At 48.4% G+C, this 24,294-nt stretch carries 25 protein-coding genes; 6 read left to right on the top strand and 19 right to left on the bottom strand.

Annotated features, from left to right (window positions below):
• Positions 1 to 22 precede the first annotated feature (22 nt).
• The 7 genes from ACZ5LF_RS03670 to gatC form a co-directional block, all read right to left on the bottom strand.
• The gene (locus tag ACZ5LF_RS03670) at positions 23 to 760 is read right to left on the bottom strand and encodes a hypothetical protein (RefSeq protein ID WP_380570504.1); all 738 of its coding nucleotides are present in this window, start codon (positions 758 to 760) and stop codon (positions 23 to 25) included.
• 95 nt (positions 761 to 855) lie between these two features.
• On the bottom strand, positions 856 to 1,773 hold the full coding sequence (locus ACZ5LF_RS03665) for a diacylglycerol kinase (RefSeq protein ID WP_380570505.1): 918 nt from the start codon (positions 1,771 to 1,773) through the stop codon (positions 856 to 858).
• Entirely contained in the window at positions 1,770 to 1,937 is a 168-nt protein-coding gene (locus ACZ5LF_RS03660; protein ID WP_344700642.1) for a hypothetical protein, read from the bottom strand. The genes ACZ5LF_RS03665 and ACZ5LF_RS03660 overlap by 4 nt, the downstream gene beginning before the upstream one ends.
• Positions 1,930 to 2,433, bottom strand: a complete 504-nt coding sequence (locus ACZ5LF_RS03655) for a GrpB family protein (protein ID WP_380570507.1) — start codon at positions 2,431 to 2,433, stop codon at positions 1,930 to 1,932. The genes ACZ5LF_RS03660 and ACZ5LF_RS03655 overlap by 8 nt, the downstream gene beginning before the upstream one ends.
• A gap of 196 nt (positions 2,434 to 2,629) precedes the next feature.
• Complete coding sequence (gene gatB / locus ACZ5LF_RS03650; protein WP_380570508.1) at positions 2,630 to 4,060, bottom strand: Asp-tRNA(Asn)/Glu-tRNA(Gln) amidotransferase subunit GatB; 1,431 nt, start codon at positions 4,058 to 4,060, stop codon at positions 2,630 to 2,632.
• On the bottom strand, positions 4,060 to 5,532 hold the full coding sequence (gene gatA, locus ACZ5LF_RS03645) for an Asp-tRNA(Asn)/Glu-tRNA(Gln) amidotransferase subunit GatA (RefSeq protein WP_380570509.1): 1,473 nt from the start codon (positions 5,530 to 5,532) through the stop codon (positions 4,060 to 4,062). The genes gatB and gatA overlap by 1 nt, the downstream gene beginning before the upstream one ends.
• A gap of 11 nt (positions 5,533 to 5,543) precedes the next feature.
• Complete coding sequence (gene gatC, locus ACZ5LF_RS03640; protein ID WP_344700638.1) at positions 5,544 to 5,834, bottom strand: Asp-tRNA(Asn)/Glu-tRNA(Gln) amidotransferase subunit GatC; 291 nt, start codon at positions 5,832 to 5,834, stop codon at positions 5,544 to 5,546.
• A gap of 297 nt (positions 5,835 to 6,131) precedes the next feature.
• Between gatC and putP the strand changes: the two genes are divergently transcribed.
• Positions 6,132 to 7,691 carry a sodium/proline symporter PutP gene (gene putP, locus ACZ5LF_RS03635; protein WP_380570510.1) on the top strand — a complete coding sequence of 520 codons (1,560 nt, stop codon included), beginning with the start codon at positions 6,132 to 6,134 and terminating at the stop codon, positions 7,689 to 7,691.
• Between the two features lie 50 nt (positions 7,692 to 7,741).
• Here the strand turns inward: putP and ACZ5LF_RS03630 are convergent, their stop codons facing one another.
• From ACZ5LF_RS03630 to ACZ5LF_RS03585, 10 genes are all read right to left on the bottom strand, one after another.
• The gene (locus ACZ5LF_RS03630; RefSeq protein ID WP_380570511.1) at positions 7,742 to 8,944 is read right to left on the bottom strand and encodes a CamS family sex pheromone protein; all 1,203 of its coding nucleotides are present in this window, start codon (positions 8,942 to 8,944) and stop codon (positions 7,742 to 7,744) included.
• Positions 8,941 to 10,917: an NAD-dependent DNA ligase LigA gene (gene ligA, locus ACZ5LF_RS03625; protein WP_380570512.1), complete on the bottom strand. Its 1,977-nt coding sequence runs from the start codon at positions 10,915 to 10,917 to the stop codon at positions 8,941 to 8,943. The genes ACZ5LF_RS03630 and ligA overlap by 4 nt, the downstream gene beginning before the upstream one ends.
• 8 nt (positions 10,918 to 10,925) lie before the next feature.
• Positions 10,926 to 13,094: a DNA helicase PcrA gene (gene pcrA / locus ACZ5LF_RS03620; protein WP_380570513.1), complete on the bottom strand. Its 2,169-nt coding sequence runs from the start codon at positions 13,092 to 13,094 to the stop codon at positions 10,926 to 10,928.
• A 9-nt stretch (positions 13,095 to 13,103) separates the two neighbouring features.
• Complete coding sequence (pcrB, locus tag ACZ5LF_RS03615) at positions 13,104 to 13,778, bottom strand: heptaprenylglyceryl phosphate synthase (protein ID WP_380570514.1); 675 nt, start codon at positions 13,776 to 13,778, stop codon at positions 13,104 to 13,106.
• 120 nt (positions 13,779 to 13,898) lie between these two features.
• Positions 13,899 to 14,585, bottom strand: coding sequence for a M15 family metallopeptidase (locus ACZ5LF_RS03610; RefSeq protein WP_380570515.1), 687 nt, complete (start codon positions 14,583 to 14,585; stop codon positions 13,899 to 13,901).
• A 62-nt stretch (positions 14,586 to 14,647) separates the two neighbouring features.
• Entirely contained in the window at positions 14,648 to 15,943 is a 1,296-nt protein-coding gene (gene purB, locus ACZ5LF_RS03605; protein WP_380570516.1) for an adenylosuccinate lyase, read from the bottom strand.
• 121 nt (positions 15,944 to 16,064) lie between these two features.
• The gene (locus ACZ5LF_RS03600) at positions 16,065 to 16,250 is read right to left on the bottom strand and encodes an NETI motif-containing protein (protein WP_380570517.1); all 186 of its coding nucleotides are present in this window, start codon (positions 16,248 to 16,250) and stop codon (positions 16,065 to 16,067) included.
• Positions 16,228 to 16,872, bottom strand: coding sequence for a DUF2179 domain-containing protein (locus tag ACZ5LF_RS03595; protein ID WP_380570518.1), 645 nt, complete (start codon positions 16,870 to 16,872; stop codon positions 16,228 to 16,230). Before ACZ5LF_RS03595 ends, ACZ5LF_RS03600 begins: the two co-directional genes overlap by 23 nt.
• Positions 16,873 to 16,900: 28 nt before the next feature.
• Positions 16,901 to 17,743: an ammonia-dependent NAD(+) synthetase gene (gene nadE / locus ACZ5LF_RS03590; protein WP_380570562.1), complete on the bottom strand. Its 843-nt coding sequence runs from the start codon at positions 17,741 to 17,743 to the stop codon at positions 16,901 to 16,903.
• A gap of 7 nt (positions 17,744 to 17,750) precedes the next feature.
• Positions 17,751 to 19,199 (bottom strand): nicotinate phosphoribosyltransferase, encoded by a 1,449-nt coding sequence (locus tag ACZ5LF_RS03585; RefSeq protein ID WP_380570519.1) that lies wholly within the window; start codon positions 19,197 to 19,199, stop codon positions 17,751 to 17,753.
• Positions 19,200 to 19,291: 92 nt separating this feature from the next.
• On the opposite strand from ACZ5LF_RS03585, the gene ACZ5LF_RS03580 reads away from it, so the two are divergent.
• The 4 genes from ACZ5LF_RS03580 (at position 19,292) to ACZ5LF_RS03565 (ending at position 22,325) form a co-directional block, all read left to right on the top strand.
• Positions 19,292 to 20,473, top strand: a complete 1,182-nt coding sequence (locus tag ACZ5LF_RS03580; RefSeq protein WP_380570520.1) for an MFS transporter — start codon at positions 19,292 to 19,294, stop codon at positions 20,471 to 20,473.
• Between the two features lie 40 nt (positions 20,474 to 20,513).
• Positions 20,514 to 21,065 carry a cysteine hydrolase family protein gene (locus ACZ5LF_RS03575; RefSeq protein ID WP_464759701.1) on the top strand — a complete coding sequence of 184 codons (552 nt, stop codon included), beginning with the start codon at positions 20,514 to 20,516 and terminating at the stop codon, positions 21,063 to 21,065.
• Between the two features lie 63 nt (positions 21,066 to 21,128).
• Positions 21,129 to 22,052 (top strand): manganese-dependent inorganic pyrophosphatase, encoded by a 924-nt coding sequence (locus tag ACZ5LF_RS03570; RefSeq protein WP_380570522.1) that lies wholly within the window; start codon positions 21,129 to 21,131, stop codon positions 22,050 to 22,052.
• Between the two features lie 12 nt (positions 22,053 to 22,064).
• Positions 22,065 to 22,325 (top strand): GNAT family N-acetyltransferase, encoded by a 261-nt coding sequence (locus ACZ5LF_RS03565; protein WP_380570523.1) that lies wholly within the window; start codon positions 22,065 to 22,067, stop codon positions 22,323 to 22,325.
• Positions 22,326 to 22,457: 132 nt separating this feature from the next.
• Here ACZ5LF_RS03565 and ACZ5LF_RS03560 read toward each other — a convergent pair whose 3' ends face one another.
• Together ACZ5LF_RS03560 and ACZ5LF_RS03555 are read right to left on the bottom strand one after the other, a co-directional pair.
• On the bottom strand, positions 22,458 to 22,745 hold the full coding sequence (locus tag ACZ5LF_RS03560; RefSeq protein WP_380570524.1) for an alpha-amylase: 288 nt from the start codon (positions 22,743 to 22,745) through the stop codon (positions 22,458 to 22,460).
• Positions 22,746 to 23,765 carry a lactonase family protein gene (locus tag ACZ5LF_RS03555; protein ID WP_380570525.1) on the bottom strand — a complete coding sequence of 340 codons (1,020 nt, stop codon included), beginning with the start codon at positions 23,763 to 23,765 and terminating at the stop codon, positions 22,746 to 22,748.
• A 140-nt stretch (positions 23,766 to 23,905) separates the two neighbouring features.
• Here ACZ5LF_RS03555 and ACZ5LF_RS03550 point away from each other — a divergent pair, with 140 nt between their 5' ends.
• Positions 23,906 to 24,292, top strand: a complete 387-nt coding sequence (locus ACZ5LF_RS03550; RefSeq protein ID WP_380570526.1) for a YolD-like family protein — start codon at positions 23,906 to 23,908, stop codon at positions 24,290 to 24,292.
• The last annotated feature ends 2 nt before the right edge of the window (positions 24,293 to 24,294 follow it).

The raw sequence follows: 24,294 nt of genomic DNA, 5'->3' as shown, positions 1-24,294 counted from the left end.
AAGAAAGCTGAGTGCCAAGCACTCAGCTTTCTTCCGTTCTTTTTCTTCTTTCCGTTGCTTTTTCCGGGCCTTTTCCTTCTTCTCTTCCTCTTCCTGCTTTTCTTCTTCCGCTTCTTCCTTCTTCTTCTCTTCCTTCCGTTTTTTTCTGTCTGGCTTCTCGTTTTTCCTCCTCTGCCTGTTCCTGCATTTCTTCTGCCTTCTCCACTTCTTCTTCCAACTGCTGCATCTCTTCCTGGTATTCATTTTCGACTACGGACGTTGAAGGGATGAATGGTTCTTTATTATGATCCGTCCGTTTACCGAATCTAAGCATCTCATATATCAGCATACCGTTGTTCGGCATGCCATTGATTGTCTTCATGGGTACTGTATCGAACAGGATGAAATAGAATATATAGAAGATGAACCTGTTCCAGAAAGTCGCCTGTTCTGCCAAATAGCCATTTGCAAGTAATGCGTTGATCGTCAGCCCGATCACGACATTGACAAGAATTGGGCTGGCGTAGACCAGCACATAGGCTACCCGGCTCTGGTTCTTCAATTCATCGTAGGAAAACCAGCTGTAGAGATGATAGTGTTTCCGTACATCCAGTATGCCAACCTTAAAAAGCCGAGGACCGGACCCCAGAGTCAACCTGCTGTTTTTGGCCCCAAACAGAAAACCGGCCAGGACGTACTCCGTCTCCCTTAGGGCCACCACCACTGGCAGTATGATGAAACCCGATATTACGAGGGCTATAAGATCTGTTAAGCCGAACATAGGGTGAGCCCCCTTCTTTGATGGATGTACATATCGATTATGCACTTAAGCCATCCATTACCTTTTATCAGCCTTTAAAACCATAGAACAGCGAATTATTCGGTTTCTGCAATATTCTCCAGATAGAATGCCTCAGGCATCCTGATTTCAAGGTGCTGCTTCAGATTGGTGAAGTGCGCGGGTAAAATCCCTCCAAATTCACCGTCCAGATTGAGCTGCACTTCCTCAAATGAGGAAATGTCGATTTCCTCAGCTTTGAACAGATGTACTTTAGGATGCTTGAGGTGCTCCCCCCTCGTCGCAAGCGTCATGATGTGCCCGATCTCAGTCAGGCTTGCCTCCTCGACTATGATGAGGGTGAATTTCCCGTCATTCAACTTGGCATCAGCAACAAGTTTATCGAATCCGCCGATTGAATTCGTCAATCCTAAAAGGAACAGCATGACTTTGCCTTCGAATACATTGTCGTCATATTCGATTCTGACGTTACTGCTTCTGATCTGAGGTAGCATCTCAATCCCCTTTACATAATAGGCAAGCGGTCCGATGATGGCCTTCAATTTACTTGGCGCCTCGTAGGACACTTCAGTGATTTTACCGCCGCCTGCGATATTGATGAAGTATTTGCTGTTCATCAGTCCTATATCGATGCGTGCCCCCCGTCCATGGATGATGGTATCGACAGCTTCCATCAGATCTGCAGGGATATGGAGTGCATTGGCGAAGTCGTTGACTGTACCCATGGGGATGATGCCAAGTGCCGGACGCTGATCGAATTCAGCCATACCGTTCACCACTTCATTGACAGTCCCGTCACCCCCTGCGGCAATAATGAGGTCAAAATTAATTTCACATGCTTTTCGCGCTGCGAGGGTCGCGTCTCCAGCTTGTGTTGTGGCATGCGTACTTGTTATGTAGCCATTGACTTCGAACCGTTCCAGGACTTCAGACAATGATTTTTTGAATATTTCCCTGCCTGAGGTCGGGTTATATATGATTCTGGCTGTTTTCATTTTCTCCTCCCACTGCTGCTTTTAGTGTAGCCATAAAATAGATAGACGCTGAGTATGAAAACGATGACCTGCAGCACCCGTGTGAGCCCGATATTACCGGTCGTGGATACGAGGATCATCAGTAGGATCAGGATGCAGTTGCCGATGAATACCATCCTATACATTATCCAATTCCTCTTGTTCATTCAGTATGTCATCAAAAAGCAGCGCTTTCTCCTGTTCATATTCTGCGCCAGTGATTTTTTGATTGCTCAATGCTGTCTTCAATTGCCTGAATCGCCTTCTATGCTTCTCATTCTCCCCAATCGCCTTCTTGCAATGAAGGATCGCATCTTTCTTATCGGATGTGTGATGCATCAGGATAAACTTCACCTTGTGATCCCCATGTTCATGTTCAAGTACGACTTCTTCAGAAAAAATTTCAGGAAGGTCGCTTACGGGCGTGAAGCCTTCTTCTGCAATTGCCTCAGCCAACGCATATCCTTTCCCATTCTTCAGCAGGACGAGCACATCAATGTCACCAGCCATGTCCATATACACGTCGCTCGTCGAACCGATGTGATGGATTTCTTTGACACTCGACTTCAAATAGTTGAGTATCCGGAGTGAAGCCTCCACATAATGTTCTGTTATTTTAATATAATCAATGTTTTTATCCATTTATGATCATTCCCAAATATGTCATTCATAATACCAGTCATTACTCATCAATCTAATGACTAAATTTTTAATATATCTATATCAGAATACCATATATGGTCCCTATAATGCATAGACGAATCAAAGGCATCCATTTTGTAGGGGATCACAGTCAAAAAACGCCCGAGTGGATCGGCCACTCGAGCGCTGTCGACTGTTATCTCTTATTGATTTCTTCAAGAAGTATCTCATTGACCTTCTGCGGGTTCGCCTGTCCTTTTGACTGTTTCATGATCTGGCCGATCAGGAAACCGGTTGCCCGGTCCTTGCCGTTCTTATAATCTTCTATCGATTGTGGATTCTGATCGAGTACAGCGGTCACCATATCACCAAGTATTTTAGGGTCTGAGATCTGTTCCATGCCAAGGTCTTTAACGACTTTCCTGGCCTCTCCACCCTTTTCGACAAGCACATTAAATACTTTTTTAGCCTGTTTACTTGAAATGGTGCCCTCTTCAATCAATTTGATCATACCCGATAGATTTTCAGGAGTCAGTTTTGTCTCGGACAATTCCATCTGCTGTTTGTTGAGGTATTCGTTGACGCCTCCCATCAGCCAATTGGATGCCTGTTTGACATCCGACCCATGGGTTTCCACCATTGCATTAAAGAAGTCCGATGTCTCTTTTTTCAGAGTGAGTACATGTGCATCGTATGCCGGCAGGCCATATTCTTCAACGTACTTCTCTTTAAGTGCGTCCGGCAGAAGTGGAATCTGCGCCTTGATTTCATCTTTCCACTCCTGATCGATGCGGATCTGCACCAGATCGGGTTCAGGGAAGTATCTATAGTCATCTGACCCCTCTTTTACGCGCATAAGCAGGGTTTCACCTGTCTTCTCATCAAAACGACGCGTCTCCTGGGCGATTTCTCCGCCTTTCATCAAAACCTTTTCTTGGCGTTTCTCTTCAAATTCCAGCCCTTTTCTGACAAAGCTGAAGGAGTTCAGATTCTTGAGCTCTGTCTTGGTGCCGAACGCTTCCTGTCCGTATGGCCGAAGCGAGAGGTTGGCATCACATCTGAGCGATCCTTCCTCCATTTTGCAGTCGGAAACTCCTGTATATTGGATGATGGCCTTCAGTTTTTCAAGGTAGGCATAAGCTTCTTCCGGCGTCCTGATGTCCGGCTCGGAAACGATTTCGACGAGCGGCGTCCCTTGACGGTTGAGGTCTACCAGGGAATGGTCGTCTCTATGGGTCGACTTGCCGGCATCTTCCTCCAGGTGGAGACGCGTGATGCCGATACGCCGGGTTTCCCCGCCGACTTCTATGTCTATCCAACCATTTTCGCCAATTGGCTTGTCGAACTGGGAAATCTGATAAGCTTTCGGATTGTCCGGATAAAAATAGTTCTTCCGGTCGAATTTTGTGACGTCCGCAATATCCATATTGAGTGCCATCGCTGCTTTCATGCCGAAATCAACAGCCTGCTTGTTCGGCACAGGCAGCGTGCCTGGATAGGCCAGGTCGATGACGCTCAAGTTGGTGTTGGGTTCAGCGCCGAAATGCGCTGGTGCATCTGAGAACATCTTCGTATTCGTTTTGAGCTCTACGTGGACTTCAAGTCCGATGACTGTTTCAAAATGCATTATTGCACCTCCATCTGCAGCTGCTTCAATTCTTCATGGAGATTGTACTGCGTCTCGAATTTATATGCTGCATTATATATTTTCTTTTCATCAAAATGATCTCCGATGAGCTGCAGGCCGAGAGGACGGCCGGAGCTGGCGAGACCAGATGGAATCGACAGGGCAGGCATTCCTGTAAGGTTGGCGGGGACAGTCAAGATGTCATCTTTATACATCTTCAGCTGATTATCTGCCTTCTCCCCGAGGTCATAGGCTGCAGTCGGTGTTGTAGGTCCGATGATCAGATCATAGTTTTTGAATATGCCCTTCATCTCATCTTCTATGATGCTCCTTAGTTTCTGGGCACGGATATAGTGCTGATCATAATGGCCGGAGCTTAATACGAATGTACCGAGCAGGATGCGTCTTTTAACTTCATCTCCGAAGCCTTCTGCACGGGTTTTCTTATAGTGCTCCTCCAACGTTTCGGCACCTTCAGCCTTGTAGCCATATCGGATTCCGTCAAAACGCGCCAAGTTTGAGCTCGCTTCACTTGAAGCAATAAGATAGTATGCACTGACTACATATTTCGTATGCGGGATCGACACTTCTTCAACAGTCGCGCCCATGGATTTGAACGTCTCCACCGCTTTCTTCACAGAATCAGAAACCTCGGAATCGACACTCTCCATGAATTCCTTCGGTACTGCTATCTTCATGCCGCTGATATCCTTGTCTATACCTTCCAGGAAATCATTATCCATATTCGGCGCACTCGTCGCATCTTTTGTATGGGAACCTGAAATGTGCGCCAGTATCTTTGCATTGTCGCGCACATTTCTCGTAATGGGTCCAATCTGATCGAGTGAAGAGGCAAAGGCCACCAAGCCGTAACGGGACACCCGTCCGTAGGTTGGCTTCATGCCGACGACACCACAGAATGCGGCTGGCTGCCTGACGGAACCACCCGTATCAGACCCTAGGGAGAACGGTACGAAACCTGCTGCCACAGCAGCGGCCGAACCGCCTGATGAGCCGCCAGGCACTGCCTTTTGGTCCCAGGGATTGCGTGTAATTTTGAAGTAGGAATTTTCAGTGGACCCCCCCATCGCAAACTCATCCATATTCTGTTTGCCCATGAGTACGGCATTATCCTCATTCAACTTTTCCATGACTGTCGCATCATAGACCGGGGTGAAGTCTTCAAGCATGCGGCTTGCACATGTGGTCAATATATCTTTTGTACAGATATTGTCTTTGATTCCCATCGGCACCCCGAAAAGTGCTCCCGTCATCTTATCTTCCTGCTGCAGCTGATCCAGTTTTTCAGCTTGCGCCATTGCCTCTTCTTTGTTTACAAATAAAAAAGAGCCGATTGTGTCATCGGAAGCTTCAATCCTGTCAAACAATGCCTTCACAACTTCAGAAGGTTTGATTTCCTTGGCCTGGATTTTTCCATACAGTTCTTCTACCGTCAATTCGTATATATTCACTTTAGTCCTCCTTACAACATTTTTGGCACTTTAAATTGGCCATCTTCAACTGATTTTGCATTGCGCATCGCTTCCTCCTGGGACAAAGGCTCTCCTGCAACGTCTTCGCGCAATATATTCGTCAAGTCCAAAGCGTGGAACATCGGTTCCGCCGAACTCAAATCCACTTCATCAAGAAGATGGGCGTAGTCGACGATTTTACTCAATTCCTCCGTGAGGGCTTCTGCAGCTTTTTCATCCTGCATTTCGATACGTGCGAGATTCGCAACGTGTTTTACTGTATCCACATTTATTTCGGACATTATGTTCCCTCCATTTCTTTATAAACAACATTTAAATTTTAACAAAAATCATTGTAGAAATCCATTCAATCAACATTTATGGTGATTTGACCCTAAAAGTGTAAAATAGTTTTCTTTATTTTCTAAATTTTCCTTTTAATGAATGTTCTTTATAGTATAATAAAACTGTGTAATTTTATACTTACTACAGGCCTATAGCGTCAAGGTTTTTGCTTTGTTTTGGATTGGAAATCCATGAAAACTGTTTGCAATGGCGTTTTAGGTTTTGTATCGTATCAAAGGGGGAGGAGATAAAATATGATACTGAATTCAGCACAATTCACATTTACAGCTGGATTGCAGGAGTACATAATGATGGGTCTCTACTTCTTGATCCTCATCATTATCGGATTCTATGCATACAAGCAATCGACATCCAATCTTAGCGGTTACATGCTCGGTGGCCGTAATATCGGCCCTTGGGTAACTGCGTTATCGGCAGGGGCATCCGATATGAGCGGATGGATGCTGATGGGGCTGCCTGGCAGCATGTACAGCGTCGGGCTTTCCAGTCTTTGGATCGCCATCGGTCTGACCATAGGGGCCTATGTCAACTATTGGGTTGTCGCACCACGGCTCCGCGTCTATTCTGAAGTGTCCAATGATTCCATTACACTTCCGGACTTTTTTGAAAATCGTTTTAAGGACGACCAGCACATACTGAAAATTGTTTCAGGCGTCGTCATCGTAATATTCTTTGCAGTCTATACTGCAAGTGGAATGGTATCCGGAGGTAAACTCTTCGAGAGCGCCTTCAACGTTCCCTACCACTGGGGACTGTTCGTTACAGCCAGTGTTGTCGTCATCTACACATTCTTCGGTGGCTACCTGGCAGTCAGTCTGACCGACTTCTTCCAGGGGACGATCATGTTTATCGCAATATTCTTGATTCCGATCGTCGCTTGGCTGAATTTGACGGGTCAGGGCATCGAACCATTCGTCAAGATTGAGGAGCTTGGCAACGCAGCTGACATCAACTACTTGTCATTTGTCGGTGGCGTCTCACTCATAACCATCTTGAGCAACCTCGCTTGGGGCTTTGGGTACTTCGGCCAACCGCACATCATTGTGCGCTTCATGTCCATCAAGTCACACAAGATAGTGCCTAAGGCGCGTCGCATCGGCATCGTCTGGATGGGCATCTCGCTACTTGGGGCGACCATAACAGGTCTGCTTGGTATTGCGTTCACCGACGCAACAGCAAACTCTGTATCCGATCCCGAGACCATTCTGATACTGATGAGCCAAGTGCTGTTCCACCCTCTTATCGGTGGTTTCTTCCTGGCAGCCATATTGGCGGCGATCATGAGCACCATTTCGTCCCAACTGCTGGTCACTTCGAGCTCGCTTGTCCAAGATTTCTATAAGATAATGAGAAGGAAGACGCTATCGAACGAATCTAAGACAAAAGAAGAGCTGGATCAGCACTTCGTCCTACTGGGACGTCTATCCGTCATCCTCGTTGCAGTCGTAGCGATCATCATCGCATGGGATGACGAATCCGTGATCCTTAACATCGTAGCTAACGCTTGGGCCGGATTCGGTGCTGCATTCGGACCACTGGTCGTCCTGTCCCTCCATTGGAAAGGTCTTACGCGTTCCGGCGCTGTATCTTCCATCATTGCAGGGGCTGCGACCGTCATCATCTGGATTGCAGCAGGCACTTTCGGTACAGGCCTTTATGAAATCATACCTGGCGTCATCGTATCTACACTTGCCGCCGTCATAGTAAGTAAAATGACTAGAGGCACTGGTATAACGAAGGAAATGGAAGCCGAATTCGACGAAACAACCGACATCCTGAAAAACAACAGATAAACAGGATATATCATCAAAGATCCTCAGTCCTTTCTGGACTGAGGATCTTTTTATTCATATATATGGACTTCTACGGTGTTTTCTGCATTTTTTGTAATCAGTGCATATGCCTTATTCTTATCTTTAATCGATATCTCCACTTCTATATCCCTGAAATGCTCTTCTGCGAGTGTACTTACATATTGGGTCAGTCCGATCACTTCCCCCCGGCTGCTGTAGTCGAGTGGAATTTCGATGGAAATATGTTCAACCTTTCCATCTTTGAAGTACCCTTCGCCGATGGAAGTTGTGAAACTGTCGAAATAGGACTCAAGTTTGCGGTTGAAGTTTTTATAGTCACTGTTGACCTCTTCGCTGATGGCGCCGGCTTCGCCGGAAGGCAACAGCATATATTTTTCATCGACTTCCTTGAAACCTCCTATTTTATCTTCCCCCGGCGCCGCTGTGCCTGTGGATACGAAATTTCCAGGGGTGATCGAATCTTCCTTTGATTGTATGAAGATCGCAAAGACAATTTCCAGATCTTTGTAGTCCTCATTCGCCCGGATCCTCTCAAGGATTTCTGCAGCCATCTTTTCGCCCTGCTGCTGGACGGTCGCCTTATCCAACTCTTCAGTGAAGACCTGTCCATGCTCTTCTTTCTGGTAATGGTATTCACTATTCATCGCGAGGCCGATGGTCATGCCGTTTAGAGCCAGTTCATCGCCCTCACCACTCATATAATTCTGCTCCAATATGTGCGACAGATAGATCGGGGCGTTTTGTGCAATGGCTTCCGGATCTGTCTCGCCTTCTGCAGAGGGATTCAACCCCAGATTGCTGAATGCATTATTCTGGGATTTCTCCTCCTCGCTCATCGCTGCTATCTCGTCTTGGGTATAGCGCCGGCCGAGATAGCCTTTCACCATTTCTTCTGTAAATATCTGGCCTTCCCGGAATGCATATTCTTTTGTCGGGAAAACATCCTTGCTCAGTTCGAACAATCCCTTTTCAAATGTTTCGATGTCATAGGAAGATGGCATATTGGCACTCGTCAGTCCTCTTGTCGGAGATATCTCGTAGGGAATTACAGTCCGGTAATGGACTGTATCCGAAGCCCCTTCAGTCACAGTTTCTTCCTGTTTTTCGACAGGGGCCGTATTGACTTCTTCTGATTTACGCTCCTTCTCATTCTCTGAAACCTCTTCCTCACTCCCACATGCCGTGAGTATAAGCGACAAGGCAAAAATGGCAAAAAGATTCTTCTTCATCATGACTGTCGCCCCGTTTTCTCTAAAAATTCCGCTTCATCCCATACGCTTACACCAAGCGATTGCGCTGTTTCAAGTTTGCTTCCCGCCTCTTCTCCGGCGACAACCACATCCGTTTTTTGGGATACGCTGCCTGCCACCTTGCCTCCAGCATCCTCAATGAGTGCTTTGGCTTCATTTCGGGTCAACTGCTCGAGTTTACCGGTCAGGACGAAGGTCATGCCTTCAAATGCATTACTCGCTGCTTCCTGCACTTCTTCCGTCATATTCACTGAGTAGTGCTTCAGTTTATCGACCAGTGCCCGAAAATCGGGATGATGGGTATAGGTCACTATCGAATCTGCAATCTTCTCACCGATTTCTGGAACCTCGACAAGCCGTTCCTTCGGCTGCGCCATGATTTCATCCATCGTACCGAATTCCTGTGCGATGAGTTCTGAAGCCTTTGCCCCGACAAACCGTATGCCAAGTCCGACGAGTAGCTTTCTGAGCGGATTGGCTTTGGATGCTTCGATCGCTTCAAGCAAATTCGTAGTCTTTTTCTCTCCCATGCGCTCTAGAGGAAGCAGATCTTCACGGGTGAGCGCATAAATATCGCCAACATCATTGATCAAGCCGGCATCAAACAGCTGTTTGACGACTTTCTCCCCAAGTCCGTCGATATTCATGGCAGTGCGCGAGACGAAATGGATCATTCCTTCAACGAGCTGTGCCGGACATCCAGGGTTGATGCAGCGAATGGCCACTTCATCTTCCAGCTTGACTGTTTCATGGCCACACCCTGGACATTCTGTCGGTGCTTTATAGACTTTCTGGTCTGTACGTTCCTCCAGTATCGGCCGCACGACTTCCGGGATGATGTCACCTGCTTTCCTTATGATCACTTTATCGTTGATGCGGATGTCCTTCTGTTCAATGAGTTCATGGTTATGGAGTGAGGCACGGGCGACGGTCGTCCCCGCCACTTTCACCGGCTTCAATAGCGCAGTCGGTGTAATCGCACCGGTACGGCCGACGGTCAGCTCGATGTCGAGTAGGTCCGTCACGACTTCTTCAGCAGGAAATTTATATGCGATTGCCCAGCGCGGTGATTTTGCGGTGAACCCAAGCTGTTCCTGTGCATTGAGTGCATTGACCTTGATTACTATGCCGTCTATATCATAATCAAGATCGTTGCGCCGGTTCGACCAGTACCCCACATAATCGAGGACCCCTTCGATATCATCGACAAGGCGACGTTCACGGTTTGTTTTGAACCCTTCCCCATCGAGCCGCTTCAGCGCCTCATCCTGGGTCTTTGCCGAAAGCCCACTCAAATCATTTACACTATAGAGGAAGATCGATAAATTCCGTTTGCCTGCAAGTTTCGGATCGAGTTGCCGCAAAGAACCGGCAGCTGCATTCCTCGGGTTCTGGAAAAGAGCTTCTCCTTTCGCTTCTCGTGCTTCATTCAATTTTTCGAAAGCTGGTTTGGGCATATAGGCTTCGCCGCGCACTTCAAAGGATAACGATGAGGTCAGTTCCAGGGGGATTGCCCGGATCGTCCTGAGGTTGGCCGTGATATCCTCGCCGACCGTCCCGTCTCCGCGCGTTGCGCCCTGGACGAATTTGCCATCTTCATATTTCAGGGAGACGGCCAGGCCGTCTATCTTCAGTTCGCACATATATTCGACTTCCCCTACAGCCTCCCTGACCCTTTTATCGAAAGCGCGCAGGCTGTCTTCATCGAAAGCATTGCCCAGGCTCAGCATCGGCGTATCATGCTGGACTTTCCTGAAACGGTCGAGTACGGCACCGCCGACCCTTACCGTCGGTGAAGTATCCGTTTTGAATTCAGGATATGCCGCTTCAAGTTCAATGAGCTCATGCAGCAGTTTGTCGTATTCACTATCCGGAACAGAAGGGGCATCCAGAACGTGGTATTCATAGTTATAGCGGTTGAGCTTATCCTGCAGTGCTTTAATTTTTTCTTCCATGAATCAACCTACTCCTTCTTCTCTATCGGTGCAAAGTTGGCGAGCAGACGTTTGACTCCCGCTTTCGTAAATACGATATCAAGCTCCTGGCTATCCCCTTCACCTTTGATGCCGGAAATGATGCCGTCACCGAATTTTTTATGTTCCACTTTATCCCCAATTGAAAAAGTGACCCCACTGTTGTTTGTAAGCACGCGGCTCCTTTTAGGCTTCCCGCTCCTTTTCTTCATGCCATCAGAAGCAGAACCTCCAACAGCTTCCTTCCCCTCCACAAGCGTCTCAGGTATTTCAGAGAGGAAACGGCTCTGGATATTCGACTCCGTCTTGCCGAAGATCATCCGGCTGTTGGCACGTGAGAGGAATAGCCGATCTTCGGCCCGGGTCAATGCAACATACATGAGCCTCCGTTCCTCTTCGAGTTCCCTATCATCATAGGCCACCCGCCTCGATGGGAATATGCCTTCTTCCAGTCCGACTACGAAGACGACTTTGAATTCCAGGCCTTTTGAGGCGTGCATCGTCATAAGCGTCACACCCGAGTCATCTTCCACACTGTCCTGATCCGATACGAGCGCCATATCACTCAGGAAAGTAAAGAGCAATTCGTCGGATATTTCATTGTCCCGATCGAACTCCATGGTGACCGTCTTAAACTCTTCCAAGTTCTCAAGCCGGCTTGTCGCTTCAATCGACTTCTCCCCTTCAAGCATCTTCCTGTAGCCACTATGCTTTAAGACTTCGTCCACAAGTTCCGTGATCGTCAGGAAGCGCGATTTGTGCTTCAGGCCCTCCAGCAAATCGACAAGCCCCATGAGTTTGACGACCGCTGTCTTCGGTATACCGATGAAATCGGATTCCTTGATTGCTTCAAATATACTGATGCCCGTGTTCTGGCCATGGGCCTTCAGCTTATCGATCGTCTTCGGCCCAAGGCCACGCTTTGGTGTGTTGACGATGCGCTCGAAACTGATGTCATCATTCGGATTCAATATCACCTTCAGATAACTCATGAGATCCTTGATTTCCTTACGGTCGTAGAATTTCATCCCGCCCACCATCTTGTAGGGGATGTTCGATTTGACCAAGGCATCCTCTATGGCACGTGATTGGGCGTTGGTCCGATACAGAACGGCCATATCGCTGTAGGAATGCTCGTCTGAGAGTGATTGGATGTTGCCGATGATCGTTTCCGCCTCACCACGTTCCGAGTCCGATACCATGAGCTGCAGCTTCGGCCCGCCGTCCCTCGCAGTGCGCAGGGCTTTGGGTTTCCGTTCTGTGTTGTTTTCTATGACTGCATTCGCAGCGTCCAGTATGTTCTTGCTTGAGCGGTAGTTCTGCTCGAGTGTTATGACGGTCGCTTCCGGATAATCATCCTCGAAGTTGAGGATATTTGTAATATCCGCGCCGCGGAATTTATAGATCGACTGGTCGGAATCCCCGACGACGCATATATTGCGGTATTTTTTGGCCAGTTGATTGATGAGCCGGTATTGGGCGTGGTTTGTATCCTGATACTCATCTACATGTATATATTGGAAGCGGTTCTGGTAATGTTCAAGCACTTTCGGTTCCTTATCGAATAGTTCTATCGTCAGCATTATCAGATCATCAAAATCAAGTGCACTATTGCGGTAGAGGATGCGCTGGTAGTCGCTGTACATTTCACTATAGAGGGTATCCGGATAGGAAGCCGCTTCACTGATTGCCTGGTCCGGTTTGATGAGTTGATTCTTCTTGTCTGATATGTAGCCGATGATGTTTCTCGGGTTGTGTTGCTTGACATCCAGATTGCGCCGCTTCAGGATATCTTTGATTACTGATTTCTGATCTGTCGGATCCAGGATCGAGAAGCTGTTTTCATATCCGATGTAGTTGATGTTGCTCCTTAGTATTCGAACACACATGGAGTGGAAGGTTGATATCCACATACTCGCCGCCCCACCGCCAACAAGGGCTGCAACCCGCTCCTTCATTTCGCGCGCTGCCTTATTCGTAAAAGTGATCGCAAGGATGTTGCGTGACGGCACTTCCTTCTCGCCGAGCAGATAGGCGATGCGGTGCGTCAGGACGCGCGTCTTGCCGCTTCCTGCCCCGGCCATGATCAGAAGCGGGCCCTCTGTAGTCTTTATTGCTTTTTTCTGTTCCTTATTCATCAAGCTGAGATCCATATCCAAAACTCCAATTTATTTTATGATTGTCTTTAATGCTTTCTTCATACTATCGTAGATGACGTTGCCGACGACGATTGTATCGGCATGCTCCGCCATTTCTTCTGCCTGTCCCCTGGTCGATATCCCACCGCCATATATTATGTGGGAACGGGTTGTATTTTCACGCACGCGCTTCATCAGTTCAGGGTTTCCGTACACGCCGCTGTACTCGATATATATGTAGGGTACTTGATATAGTTTATCCAGCATGTTGATGTAATGCGGCAGCATCTCTTCCGTAATTTCCCTGCCCTGTGCTTTCTTGAACGCTTTACTGTCAGGGTTCATGATGAGGTACGGCAACAGGGAGACTTCATCATAATCGAGCAGATGCCCATAGTCTGCCAATGCATCGAGCATGATGCCATGCTGCCACTTGATGTCCCCCGTATTGAATACCGCTGGAATGAAATAGTGGTCAAAACCCGGTATGACGGCTTCAGGAGAGGTGACTTCAAGCGCCAGTGGCACTGCGAACCGTCTGACACGTGCCATCAGATTGAGTACGTTGTCTTCAGTGATGTTATCTGTTCCGCCGATGATTATCGCGTCTGTATTGGATTCACAGATGCGGGCCAGTGCCTCATCCCCGATTTCTTCGGCCGGATCCAGTTTGAATACATGTCTGCACTCTTCCATCATATACAAAACTCCCATCAAAATTCATAAACATATTATAGCATTTTTACGGGCATCCTGGCCTGCTATATGGATGATTTCAGAAGCTGCGAATAAAAAAATGACCTGGGTTTCAGGGCCCAGGTCATTCTAGTCGATGCCAAGATATTCTTCAAGGGACAGTCCACTTTCGTATATCGCTTCCGCTTCATCTCCGACATAGCGCAGATGCCATGGTTCGTACATATACCCTGTAATATCTTCCTTCCCTTCAGGGTAGCGGACGATGAAGCCGTACTCGTGGGCTACATCTTTCATCCATTTATATTCGGGCGTTTCCCCAAATTCCGTCTTCAGGTTCGCAGTGCTCTCCGCCGAACCCACATCTATCGTCAGGCCGGTCTGATGTTCCGAGTGCCCCGGCCGGGCACTGTAGCGGTCGGCCGCTTCCTTGCCTTCCCTTGCCACATATCTATTGTATAGGCCGACTTGATAATCGTAGGATCTGAATCCGCTGACCATGATGAAATCAAGCCCTTCCTCAGCCCCGTCGCGGAACATCTGCTTATAGGATTCGATCACTTCCGGCTGCAGTCCAGGATTGTAGTCTTCAGGCAGGGCATATTCTTTGTTGGCAATAAGTATGCCGTCCACATAGGTCAGGCCGTCCACCACTGCTATATCCGGCACTGCTTGAAGCTTACCGATTTCAGCCGGATCGTAGGCGCGCTCGAAAGTCTCGTGCGGTCGAGTCTCAGCCTCTTCCAATCCTCTGCCGCAGGCGGCTGCCTGTAGAACCAGCAGAAACAGCACCATAAACTTCAATAATCTACCCATCGAAAAGCTCCCTTGTTCCCTTTTGGTTTCAGATTATCATATTTCAGGCATCCAATGCACGCTTATTCCAAACCTGCCCTCTTGAAGATGATGTCAACGCGTTTTAAGTGATGTGTTTCATCGAAGCAGTCCTCGATTTCTTCTGGTGACAACAATTCCTGGATGCGTTCGTCCTTTTCGACAAGTTCACGGAACGGCACTTTCGTCTCCCATGATTCCATTGCTTTCGGCTGCACCAGATCATACGCTTCTTCACGTACAAGCCCTTTATCGATCAGCGTAAGCATGACGCGCTGGGAGTAGACCAGGCCGAAGGTCTTGTCGATGTTCGCTTTCATGTTATCTTCAAACACAGTCAGGTTGCGGACGATGTTCGTGAAACGCCCGAGCATGTAGTCGAGTGCGATGGTGACGTCCGGCATCATGATGCGCTCAGCAGATGAATGGGAGATGTCACGTTCATGCCAGAGCGGTACGTTTTCATAGGCGGTGGTGATGTAGCCGCGGAGCACCCTGGACAATCCAGTCACGTTCTCGCTGCCGATCGGATTACGCTTATGCGGCATGGCGCTTGACCCCTTTTGGCCTTTGGCGAATGCTTCTTCGACTTCGCGTGTTTCCGTCTTCTGCAAGCCGCGGATCTCTACCGCAAACTTCTCGATGGACGTCGCAATCAATCCAAGCGTCGCAATATAGTAGGCATGACGATCGCGCTGCAGCGTCTGGGTAGAGACTTCAGCTGTCCCGAGCCCGAGGTGTTCACATACATAGCTCTCTACTTCAGGCGGTATGTTGGCGAACGTGCCCACCGCCCCGCTCATCTTGCCGACTTCCACTTCTTTGCGGACATTTTTGAAGCGCTCGAGATTACGCTTCATTTCCATATACCATAGGGCCATTTTGATGCCGAATGTCGTCGGTTCTGCATGGACCCCATGTGTACGTCCCATCATCAAGGTCGTCTTATGCGCTTTTGCCTTTTCCCCAAGCACTTCGATGAAAGCTTCAAGATCTTTTTCTATAATCTCGTTCGCCTGCTTGATGAGGTAACTCTGTGCCGTGTCGACCACATCCGTCGAAGTCAGGCCATAGTGTACCCACTTGCGTTCTTCTCCAAGCGTTTCCGATACTTGACGTGTAAATGCGACGACATCATGGCGTGTTTCCATCTCTATTTCTTTGATGCGCTCCACATCGATCTTTGCATTCTTTCTGATTTCCTGTACTTCCGACTTTGGTATGTAACCGAGCTCCGCCCATGCCTCTGAAGCCAGTATCTCAACTTCAAGCCATGCCTCAAAACGGTTTTCTTCTGTCCAGATATTTGACATCTCTTCTCGCGAATAACGGGAGATCATATATAAACACTCCTTAGATTTATTTCTATCTCATTATAACAAAATATCTCATAAAACGAACTTTTTATATATATAATTTAAAAACGTTCGAAAAAATAGACGGGTAAATCATTTTACCCGTCTATTCTTCAATCCTTTTACCTTCAAATACAATCTCCTGATGGTCGACCACACGTCGGCCTCCCCGCTCGATGAAGACTGGCTGTTCCATGCGGCGGACAGGAGTATAGCCCGCCTCCCGCATGCGCGCCAGGCAATCAGCCGGTGATTCATCGCGCTCTACTCTAAATTTCTTCTTTTTTGGCATCCCTGTCATCTTCCAGTTCCTTTTCTTCGTAGATTTCTTCCAACACTTCTTCTACATTTTCAGGTTCGTAGTTCTTCAGACGTTTACGTCTGACCCCTTTGGTCCAGAAACCACCATTGATGTTCTTCGGTTCATAGGCGATGATGAACGCCTTTTCATCGAGTTCCTTTATGGTCGCAATCAGTTTCCGTTCGTATTTGCGCGGTGTCAATATCTGCATCGTCGTACGTTGGCCGTCGCGGCCGTATTGATAGCCGTGGGTCACCCCGTAACCCAGGTCCCGTATGTTGGTCGGCAGATCCTTGTCTTTTTCAGCTGTAATGACATTTACGACCAAATAGCCAAGTGCCAGTTTTTCCTCTATCTTGAGTCCGACAAGGATCCCTGCCCCGAAACCGAGGGCATAGGCGATGACATTCTGGAATTGGTCAAGATTCTCAAGTACGAGGCCGAGACCGATGACATAGACCAATGTTTCCATGATGCTGAAGCTTGCTGCGGTATAGCGGTAGCCTTTCAAGGTCGCAATCGTCCGCATCGTCAGGAAGCTGACATAGATGATGTTGATGACGAATATGACCAGCACCATCAGCCAGGGGTTTTCAGATATCGTTGCAATCATTCCATTCTACCTTTCTGATCTGAGTTTTTTAATTGGTGTCCGTCTGGTCATAGGCAGGTCGGCTATATCTATGATACGGGAGATCGCGTTTATGTTGCGTCCGTTTATACCACCCGGTGATGGTCCTGTAGTCCTCTGGGGAGACCTCGCGTCCTTCGAGGAAATCATCAATCGCATCATAGGTGACGCCGAGCGCCTCTTCATCCCCGATCATCGGCTGGTCATCCTCCAAGTCTGCTGTCGGCACTTTATTGACAAGGTGGTCCGGGGCACCCAGGTATTTCATGATCTGCTTGCCCTGGCGTTTGTTCAGGCCATAGAGTGGCATCAGATCCGCTGCCCCGTCACCATACTTTGTATAGAAGCCGGTTATGGCTTCAGCCGCATGGTCGGCGCCAAGTACCACACCGCCTGTTTTAGCGGCGACAGCGTACTGGACCTTCATGCGTTCCCTCGCCTTTTCGTTGCCTTCGACGAAATCACTCAACTCGTAACCTGCCTCATACAGGGCGGCGATGCTCGCATCAACGGCAGGTTTTATATCGATTGTCGCCCTGTAGGTCGGCTGGATGAAATTTAGTGCATCGATGGCATCCTGTTCATCGTTCTGCTTTCCATAGGGCAGGCGCAATGCGTGGAAGGCATACTTCCCTTCACGTTCCGTATTCAGCTCATCTGTGGCCATCTGAGCCAACCTGCCGAGCAAGGTGGAGTCCTGGCCGCCTGAGATGCCGAGCACGAACGACTTGATGAACGGGTGCTTCAGCGCATACTCCTTAATGAAATCAATGATCTCACGCGCTTCACTTTCAGGTTCTATTTGGGGTTTGGCATGAAGTTTCTCCATTATTTCCTGCTGCAACACTTGCATCACTTCCTTATTCCAATTTTTTATTGCTTGCTTCTTCTATAAGATCCTGTTTTATCTGCCACAATTCCTTCGACAAGTCGACCGGATACTCCTCCGGATTCAAGAAGCGTTGATATTCCTCCCACAACACTTCGAGGCTTGCGGCGTGCCGGGCTTTGATCTCATCGATCGTTTCCTGCTCGTACACGCATTCCCCGTCGACAAATATATCCCTCATCAGTTCCACCGCCTCATATGACCGGATCAGCTTGCGCTTCATCGTATGGATCGGGTGGAACATCAGCAGCGGATCTTCTTTCATCTCTTCCCCGAAATGGGTGATGTATTCACCTTCTGACATGCCGGTATTGCGGTTGATGATCCTGTAGACGTTCTTCTTGCCGGGCGTCGTCACTTTTTCGGGGTTCCCTGAAATTTTTATCCTGTTTTCGAGTTCGCCTGCCTCATTTTCAACCGCCACAAGCTTATAGACTGCTCCGAGTGCCGGCTGGTCGAAGGCTGTTATCAGTTTGGTGCCTATGCCCCAACCATCTACTTTTGCGCCTTGGGATAACAGTGACAGGATCGTCATTTCATCCAGGTCGTTCGAAACGATGATCTTGGCTTCCGTCAAACCTGCTTCATCCAGCATCTTACGGGCTTCTTTTGACAGATAGGCGATATCCCCGGAATCCAGTCGGATACCGATGAAATTGATCTTATCGCCGTACTCCTTCGCCACACGGATGGCATTTGGCACGCCGGACTTCAACGTATCGAACGTATCTACGAGGAAGACACAGTTCCTATGAGTTTCTGCATATGCCTTGAACGCTTCATAATCGTCACCATAGGCCTGCACCATGGAATGCGCATGCGTGCCGCTCGCTTCCAGTCCAAACAGCTTCGCTGCGCGGACATTACTCGTGGCATCAAAGCCGCCTATGACGGCCGCCCGTGCACCCCATAGGGCCGCATCGAACTCATGGGCTCGGCGTGTACCGAATTCCATCAGCGTGTCATTCGGCACAACTTGGCGCATGCGGCTCGCCTTTGTGGCAATGAGCGTCTGGAAATTGACGATATTGAGCAAAGCGGTTTCGACAAGCTGAGCCTCTATGATGGGCGCTTCGACCTGCACGAGCGGCATGTTGCTGAAGACGACCTCCCCCTCCTCGACAGCACGTACCTTGCCGGTGAACCTCAGATCTTTGAGGTAGTCTAGGAAAGTCTCCTCGTAGCCGATGGAGCGCAGATAGTCGATATCACTTTCTGTAAATTTCAGGTTGCTCAGGAAATTGATGATGCGCTGCAGTCCGGCAAAGACCGCATAGCCATTGTCAAATGGCATGTTGCGGAAATACAGGTCGAACACCGCCGTACGGTCCTCAAGTCCTTGCTCCAGATAGGTCTTGCCCATATTGATTTGATATAGATCAGTGTGCAGCATGAAACTGTCATCTTCGTGTTGATACATTTTGTCTCGTCCCTCCATGGAGTGCTAAAATCAGTTATACTCATTTTAGCACATCTGACTTCCATACAAACAGAAATGACTGGAGGGATCACATGAAATTGGATAGTTTCAGGATGCGCTTCATCGTACTTTCATTTATCGTCGCGATATCGGGGTTTTCACAAGGTATGCTGCTGCCGCTTATTTCTTTCATATTTGAACAGCAGGAAGTGAATGCCACGCTGAACGGCCTTCATGCTTCAGGGCTTTACATAGGTGTCCTGCTCTCATCTCTTTTCATCGAAGCGCCGCTCAGGAAATATGGATTCAAGCCGATGATCATCACCGGCGGCATCATAGTCGGGCTCTCCCTTCTGCTGTTTCCGGTGCTTGAGACCATCTGGCTGTGGTTCCTGCTCCGGCTCCTTGTCGGAATCGGGGATAACGTGCTGCACTTCAGCACCCAGACGTGGCTTACCCAGACGACGCCGCAGCATAAACTCGGCCGCATCGTCGCATTCTATGGCCTGTTCTTTTCTTTCGGCTTCATGATTGGCCCTAAAATCAGTGAACTTGTTACGGTATGGGAGCCGCTCCCGTTCATCGTCTCGGGTCTGTTGACCATGGTCGGCTGGCCACTCATCTTTCTGCTGAGGGACGCATCAGACGCAAAACCAATCGATTCCGGGGTCCCGATCACCGTCTTCAATACATTCCGCAATTTCAAAAATGTGCTCGCCACAAGTTGGATCGCCTTTTTGTTCCCGATGCTGTTTGGTGTGTTCGAGGCATCCTTGAACAGCAACTTTCCGGTATTCGCCATCCGCAATGGCTTCAGCCTGTCGGCCATCACCTGGATACTCCCGGCCTTCAGCCTCGGTGCCATACTGCTTCAGGTACCGATCGGCATACTTGGCGACCGCATCGGCCGCCGGCGCCTGATGCCCATTCTGCTCGCCACAGGCATCCTGCTCTTTTTGGCCATGGAAGCGTTCAATACTTCCTTTGTCATGCTGCTTATATTGTTCATCCTGGCAGGTGTCGCCGTGGGTTCCATGTATTCGCTTGGCATCAGCTACATGACCGACATCACACCCAAATATAACTTGCCGGCTGGCAATCTGATGGCTGGCATCATGTTCAGTCTCGGCAGTATCGTCGGGCCGGTCATTGGAGGTGCGGTCATCAGTGCCAGCAAAGGGTCCTTCTACTTCATCTTCTTTGCCGCAGCAATCACCCTGGTTCTGATGATGGATATATTATTTAGATACAAGCGCCCAAATGTGGCACAATAAAGGCAGCACTACACCCGACAACATAAAGGAGGAAATGAAATTGAAAAATGCATTATTGGTCATCGACTACTCTTATGATTTCGCTGCACCCGACGGCAAATTGACAGCGGGAGAAGCAGGGCGCGCCATCCAAGGGGACATCGCCGAAAAAATCAGGGAAGCCCACAAAAAAGGCACGCCCATCTTCTTTATGATGGACCTTCACTACGAAGAAGACATGCACCATCCAGAATCCCGGCTGTTCCCGCCGCACAATATAGAGGGCATGCCGGGACGCGAACTCTACGGCACCGTTCGCGAGGCATATGAGACCATCAAGGGAGACCCCGATGTATTCTTCCTCGACAAGCGACGCTACAGCGCATTTGCCGGCACACCTCTGGATCAGCTGCTTCAGGAAAGGGGCATCAACACCGTAACGCTGACCGGACTGGTCACAGACATCTGCATCATGCACACGGCGGTTGACGCCTACAACCATGGTTATGGCATCGTCGTGCCGGAATCATGTGTGGCCTCCTTCAATCCGGAAGGGCACCGTTACGCACTCGACCACTTCAAAAATACACTTGGTGCCACAATAGAACCCTAGATGAATGCATGGTCCGGTGATAAAATGGGAATAGTAGAACATAACCTAAAGGAGAATGTAACCATGACTCAAACGAAGATATTCGGTCATCAAAATCCAGACACAGATACGATCACTTCCGCCATCGTCGCAGCGGATATCGAATCCAAGCTCGACAATGATGTGAAAAGTTACCGCCTTGGCGAAGTGAACCCTGAAACACAATACGCACTCGATGAATTCGGCGTATCGTCTCCAGAGTATCTGGAGACGCTTGAAGCGGGCACCCCCGTTATATTGGTCGACCACAATGAATTCCAGCAATCTGCAGAAAACATCGAATCAGCTGAAATAGTGAAGGTTTTCGATCACCACAGAATTTCGAACTTCCACACGGAAGGGCCGCTGTACTACCGTGCAGAACCGGTTGGGTGCACTGCAACGATATTGAAGAAAGTATATGAGGAAAATAATCTGGAGATCTCCAGGGAAATGGCTGGACTCATGTTGTCGGCCATCATTTCCGATACTTTGCTATTCAAATCCCCTACCACGACGAAAGAAGATGAAGCGGCAGCAGAAGCACTCCAGAAGATTGCTGATGTCGATATCGAGTCCTTCGGCCTGGCAATGCTGAAAGCTGGCGCTTCAACAAGCGATAAGTCAGCTGAGGAGTTGATTACAGGGGATGCGAAATCTTTCGATATGGGAGGAAGCACCACACGTATCGCCCAAGTGAACGTCGTCGATGTCGATGAAGTGTTTGACAGGAAAACGGAACTTGAAGACGCGATAAGAGCTCAGATCGAGTCAGAGGGCTATGGTCTGTTCGTCCTCGTCGTCACTGACATCATCAACTCCAACTCGAAGATACTTGCCCTTGGGGAGAATTCAAGTTCCGTTGAAAAAGCATTCGATGTTTCACTGGATGAAAACTCGGCAGTTTTGGAAGGTGTGGTATCACGCAAGAAGCAAGTGGTGCCGCAGATCACAAAGGCATTGTCCTAGGAGGATGATAATATGATGAAGAAAGAACCGGGCAAACTCTATATTGAAGAAGAAGGTCAATCCATCGCAGAACTGATCTATACAGATGAAGAAGACTATTATGATGTGACCGGCACCTATACAGTACCGGAACAGCGCAACAGAGGCCTCGCAAAAGACCTCGTCGATGAAATTGTCGCAATGGCCCGAGAGAACAATAAGAAAATCAAGCCGACATGTCCGTATGTACCGCATGCCATACGCGGTCCAGAGTACGATGACATAAGGATGTAGATAAACAAAGGACCCGCCACAAAAGTGGCGGGTCCTTTGTTGTGAAAGGCAATTTCAAAATCAAATAGTTGAAAAGAATGGAAAAAAGGTATGATCAAATAATATCACAAATATTCTGAATAGTAAACATGGTCATTCATTTAATATTTTACTTATTACACTCTCTCTACCCTTCTCGAGCCTTTCCATCGAGCACTCGTCCTTGATCTTGTAGTCAAGGTCCTCTGTAGCCCTAGAATAGGAAACTTCATCGATGTAATTCGTCAGATCTGCCTGATCGAAACAGGCCGGATGCACCAGCTGTCTTTTATTGTGATCGATGATGACACGTTCTGAGCCACTGGTCCGATCAGCAAGCGGCAAGAACAGCAGAAGAAGCAAAAGCAGAAGCAGAAAAGGCCATAAAAATTTTTTATTCATCTATAAAAACCCTACAAAAACGCCTTCCGGAGCCTCTAATTCACCCTCTTGACGCACGATTGTGCCTGTTTCAGTGATCTTGAACAGCACTACATTATGAGAGCGTTCATGGGCGCACACAAGGAAATTGCCGTCAGGGGTAATATTGAAGTCCCGCGGCCAGTCTCCGTTGGTAGATTCGATCTGGAGGCGTTTGAGTTCCTCACCATCAGATATGATTTCAAACACAGCGATACTGTCATGCCCTCTGTTTGAAACATAAATGAACTTTCCGTTTGGATGTTTCCGTATTGCCGCCCCCTGCGAATGTCCGCTGAAAGATTCCGGGAGTGCCGAATATGTCTTTAGTGGGGAAAATTTCCCGTCTTCATAAGCGGCTACGATCACTTCATTCGATAGTTCGGTAAAGATATAGGCATAGCGGCCATTGTTGTCGAACACCAAGTGTCTCGGGCCACTGCCTGCCGCCACATTTGATTCTGCCACTTTAACAAGTCGGTCACCTTTGATTTCAAGCGTAACAATCTTATCTGCACCAAGATCGACTGCTGCAATATATTTTCGGTCCGGAGTCTCGACGACAAAGTGGGAGTGCGGACTGTCCTGACGTTCATGGGGGCCATTCCCCTCAACCTGGAAAACATCCAGCCGTTCTGTCACCACACCACGCTCATCGACGCGATACAGACGGATCTCTCCAGATAGATATACCGCATCGATAAGATAATTCTGGTCTGATGTCAAGGTCAGATGACACGCGGAAGCTCCTTCTCTGAGACAGTCCTCTATCAGGTTGAGGTCACCGGTATTCGGGTCGCTGATATCGTAAGTTGCGATGCCTGATTTCGCCTTGCCCTTTTTAACTGCATACAGACGGTCTTTGTGAATGTCAAGGTATGTTGCATTCGGTGTTTCCGCTGCTTCCCTAATCTCCCCGAATACACCTTGTTTCAGGTCAAGGTCAAATTGATAGATACCCTTGCCATGGTCCTTTGTATACGTGCCGATGTATCCAATCATGCATATTCCCCCTAAGGTTCAGTTTGCCTTTATATTAGCATACCTGCTGATTTTCACTAAACGAAATTATCCGCAGTTGCAAAACAGAACGTATGTTCGTATAATGGCGTATATAACTCTACTGGAAAGAGGGGATCGCTATGGATTACCGGCAAATGCCCATCGACCAGCTAGACAGCAATATTCCAAAAGGGCGTGGCATGATCAAGTGGGCCCCATTCGCCACCATGCCGGAACAGTTTGAACGGGTGGACGCCATGATCGAGGCGCAATCAAAGATAAGCCGCCCCGAACTATCTGACGACCGCCTGGCGGAAATGGACCACACCATGAAAAAAGCCATCCATGAAAAGCGCAACGTGCGCATCGAATATTATTATGATGGGTTGCGCTTTCATGTCGATCTGCAGCTTCTCCGGGTCGATAGATGGAGTCTGATGCTGATTGGCCAACGTCTGGCGCCTGAAGATGAAATGGTGTTCATCTCTTTCATCGACATCCTCGACATCACCATGCTCGACCATTAAAA

It is taken from the genome of Salinicoccus siamensis (assembly GCF_055391965.1).
The sequence above is the reverse complement of the archived record's forward strand: the minus strand, read 5'-3'. Positions and strand labels throughout refer to the sequence as shown.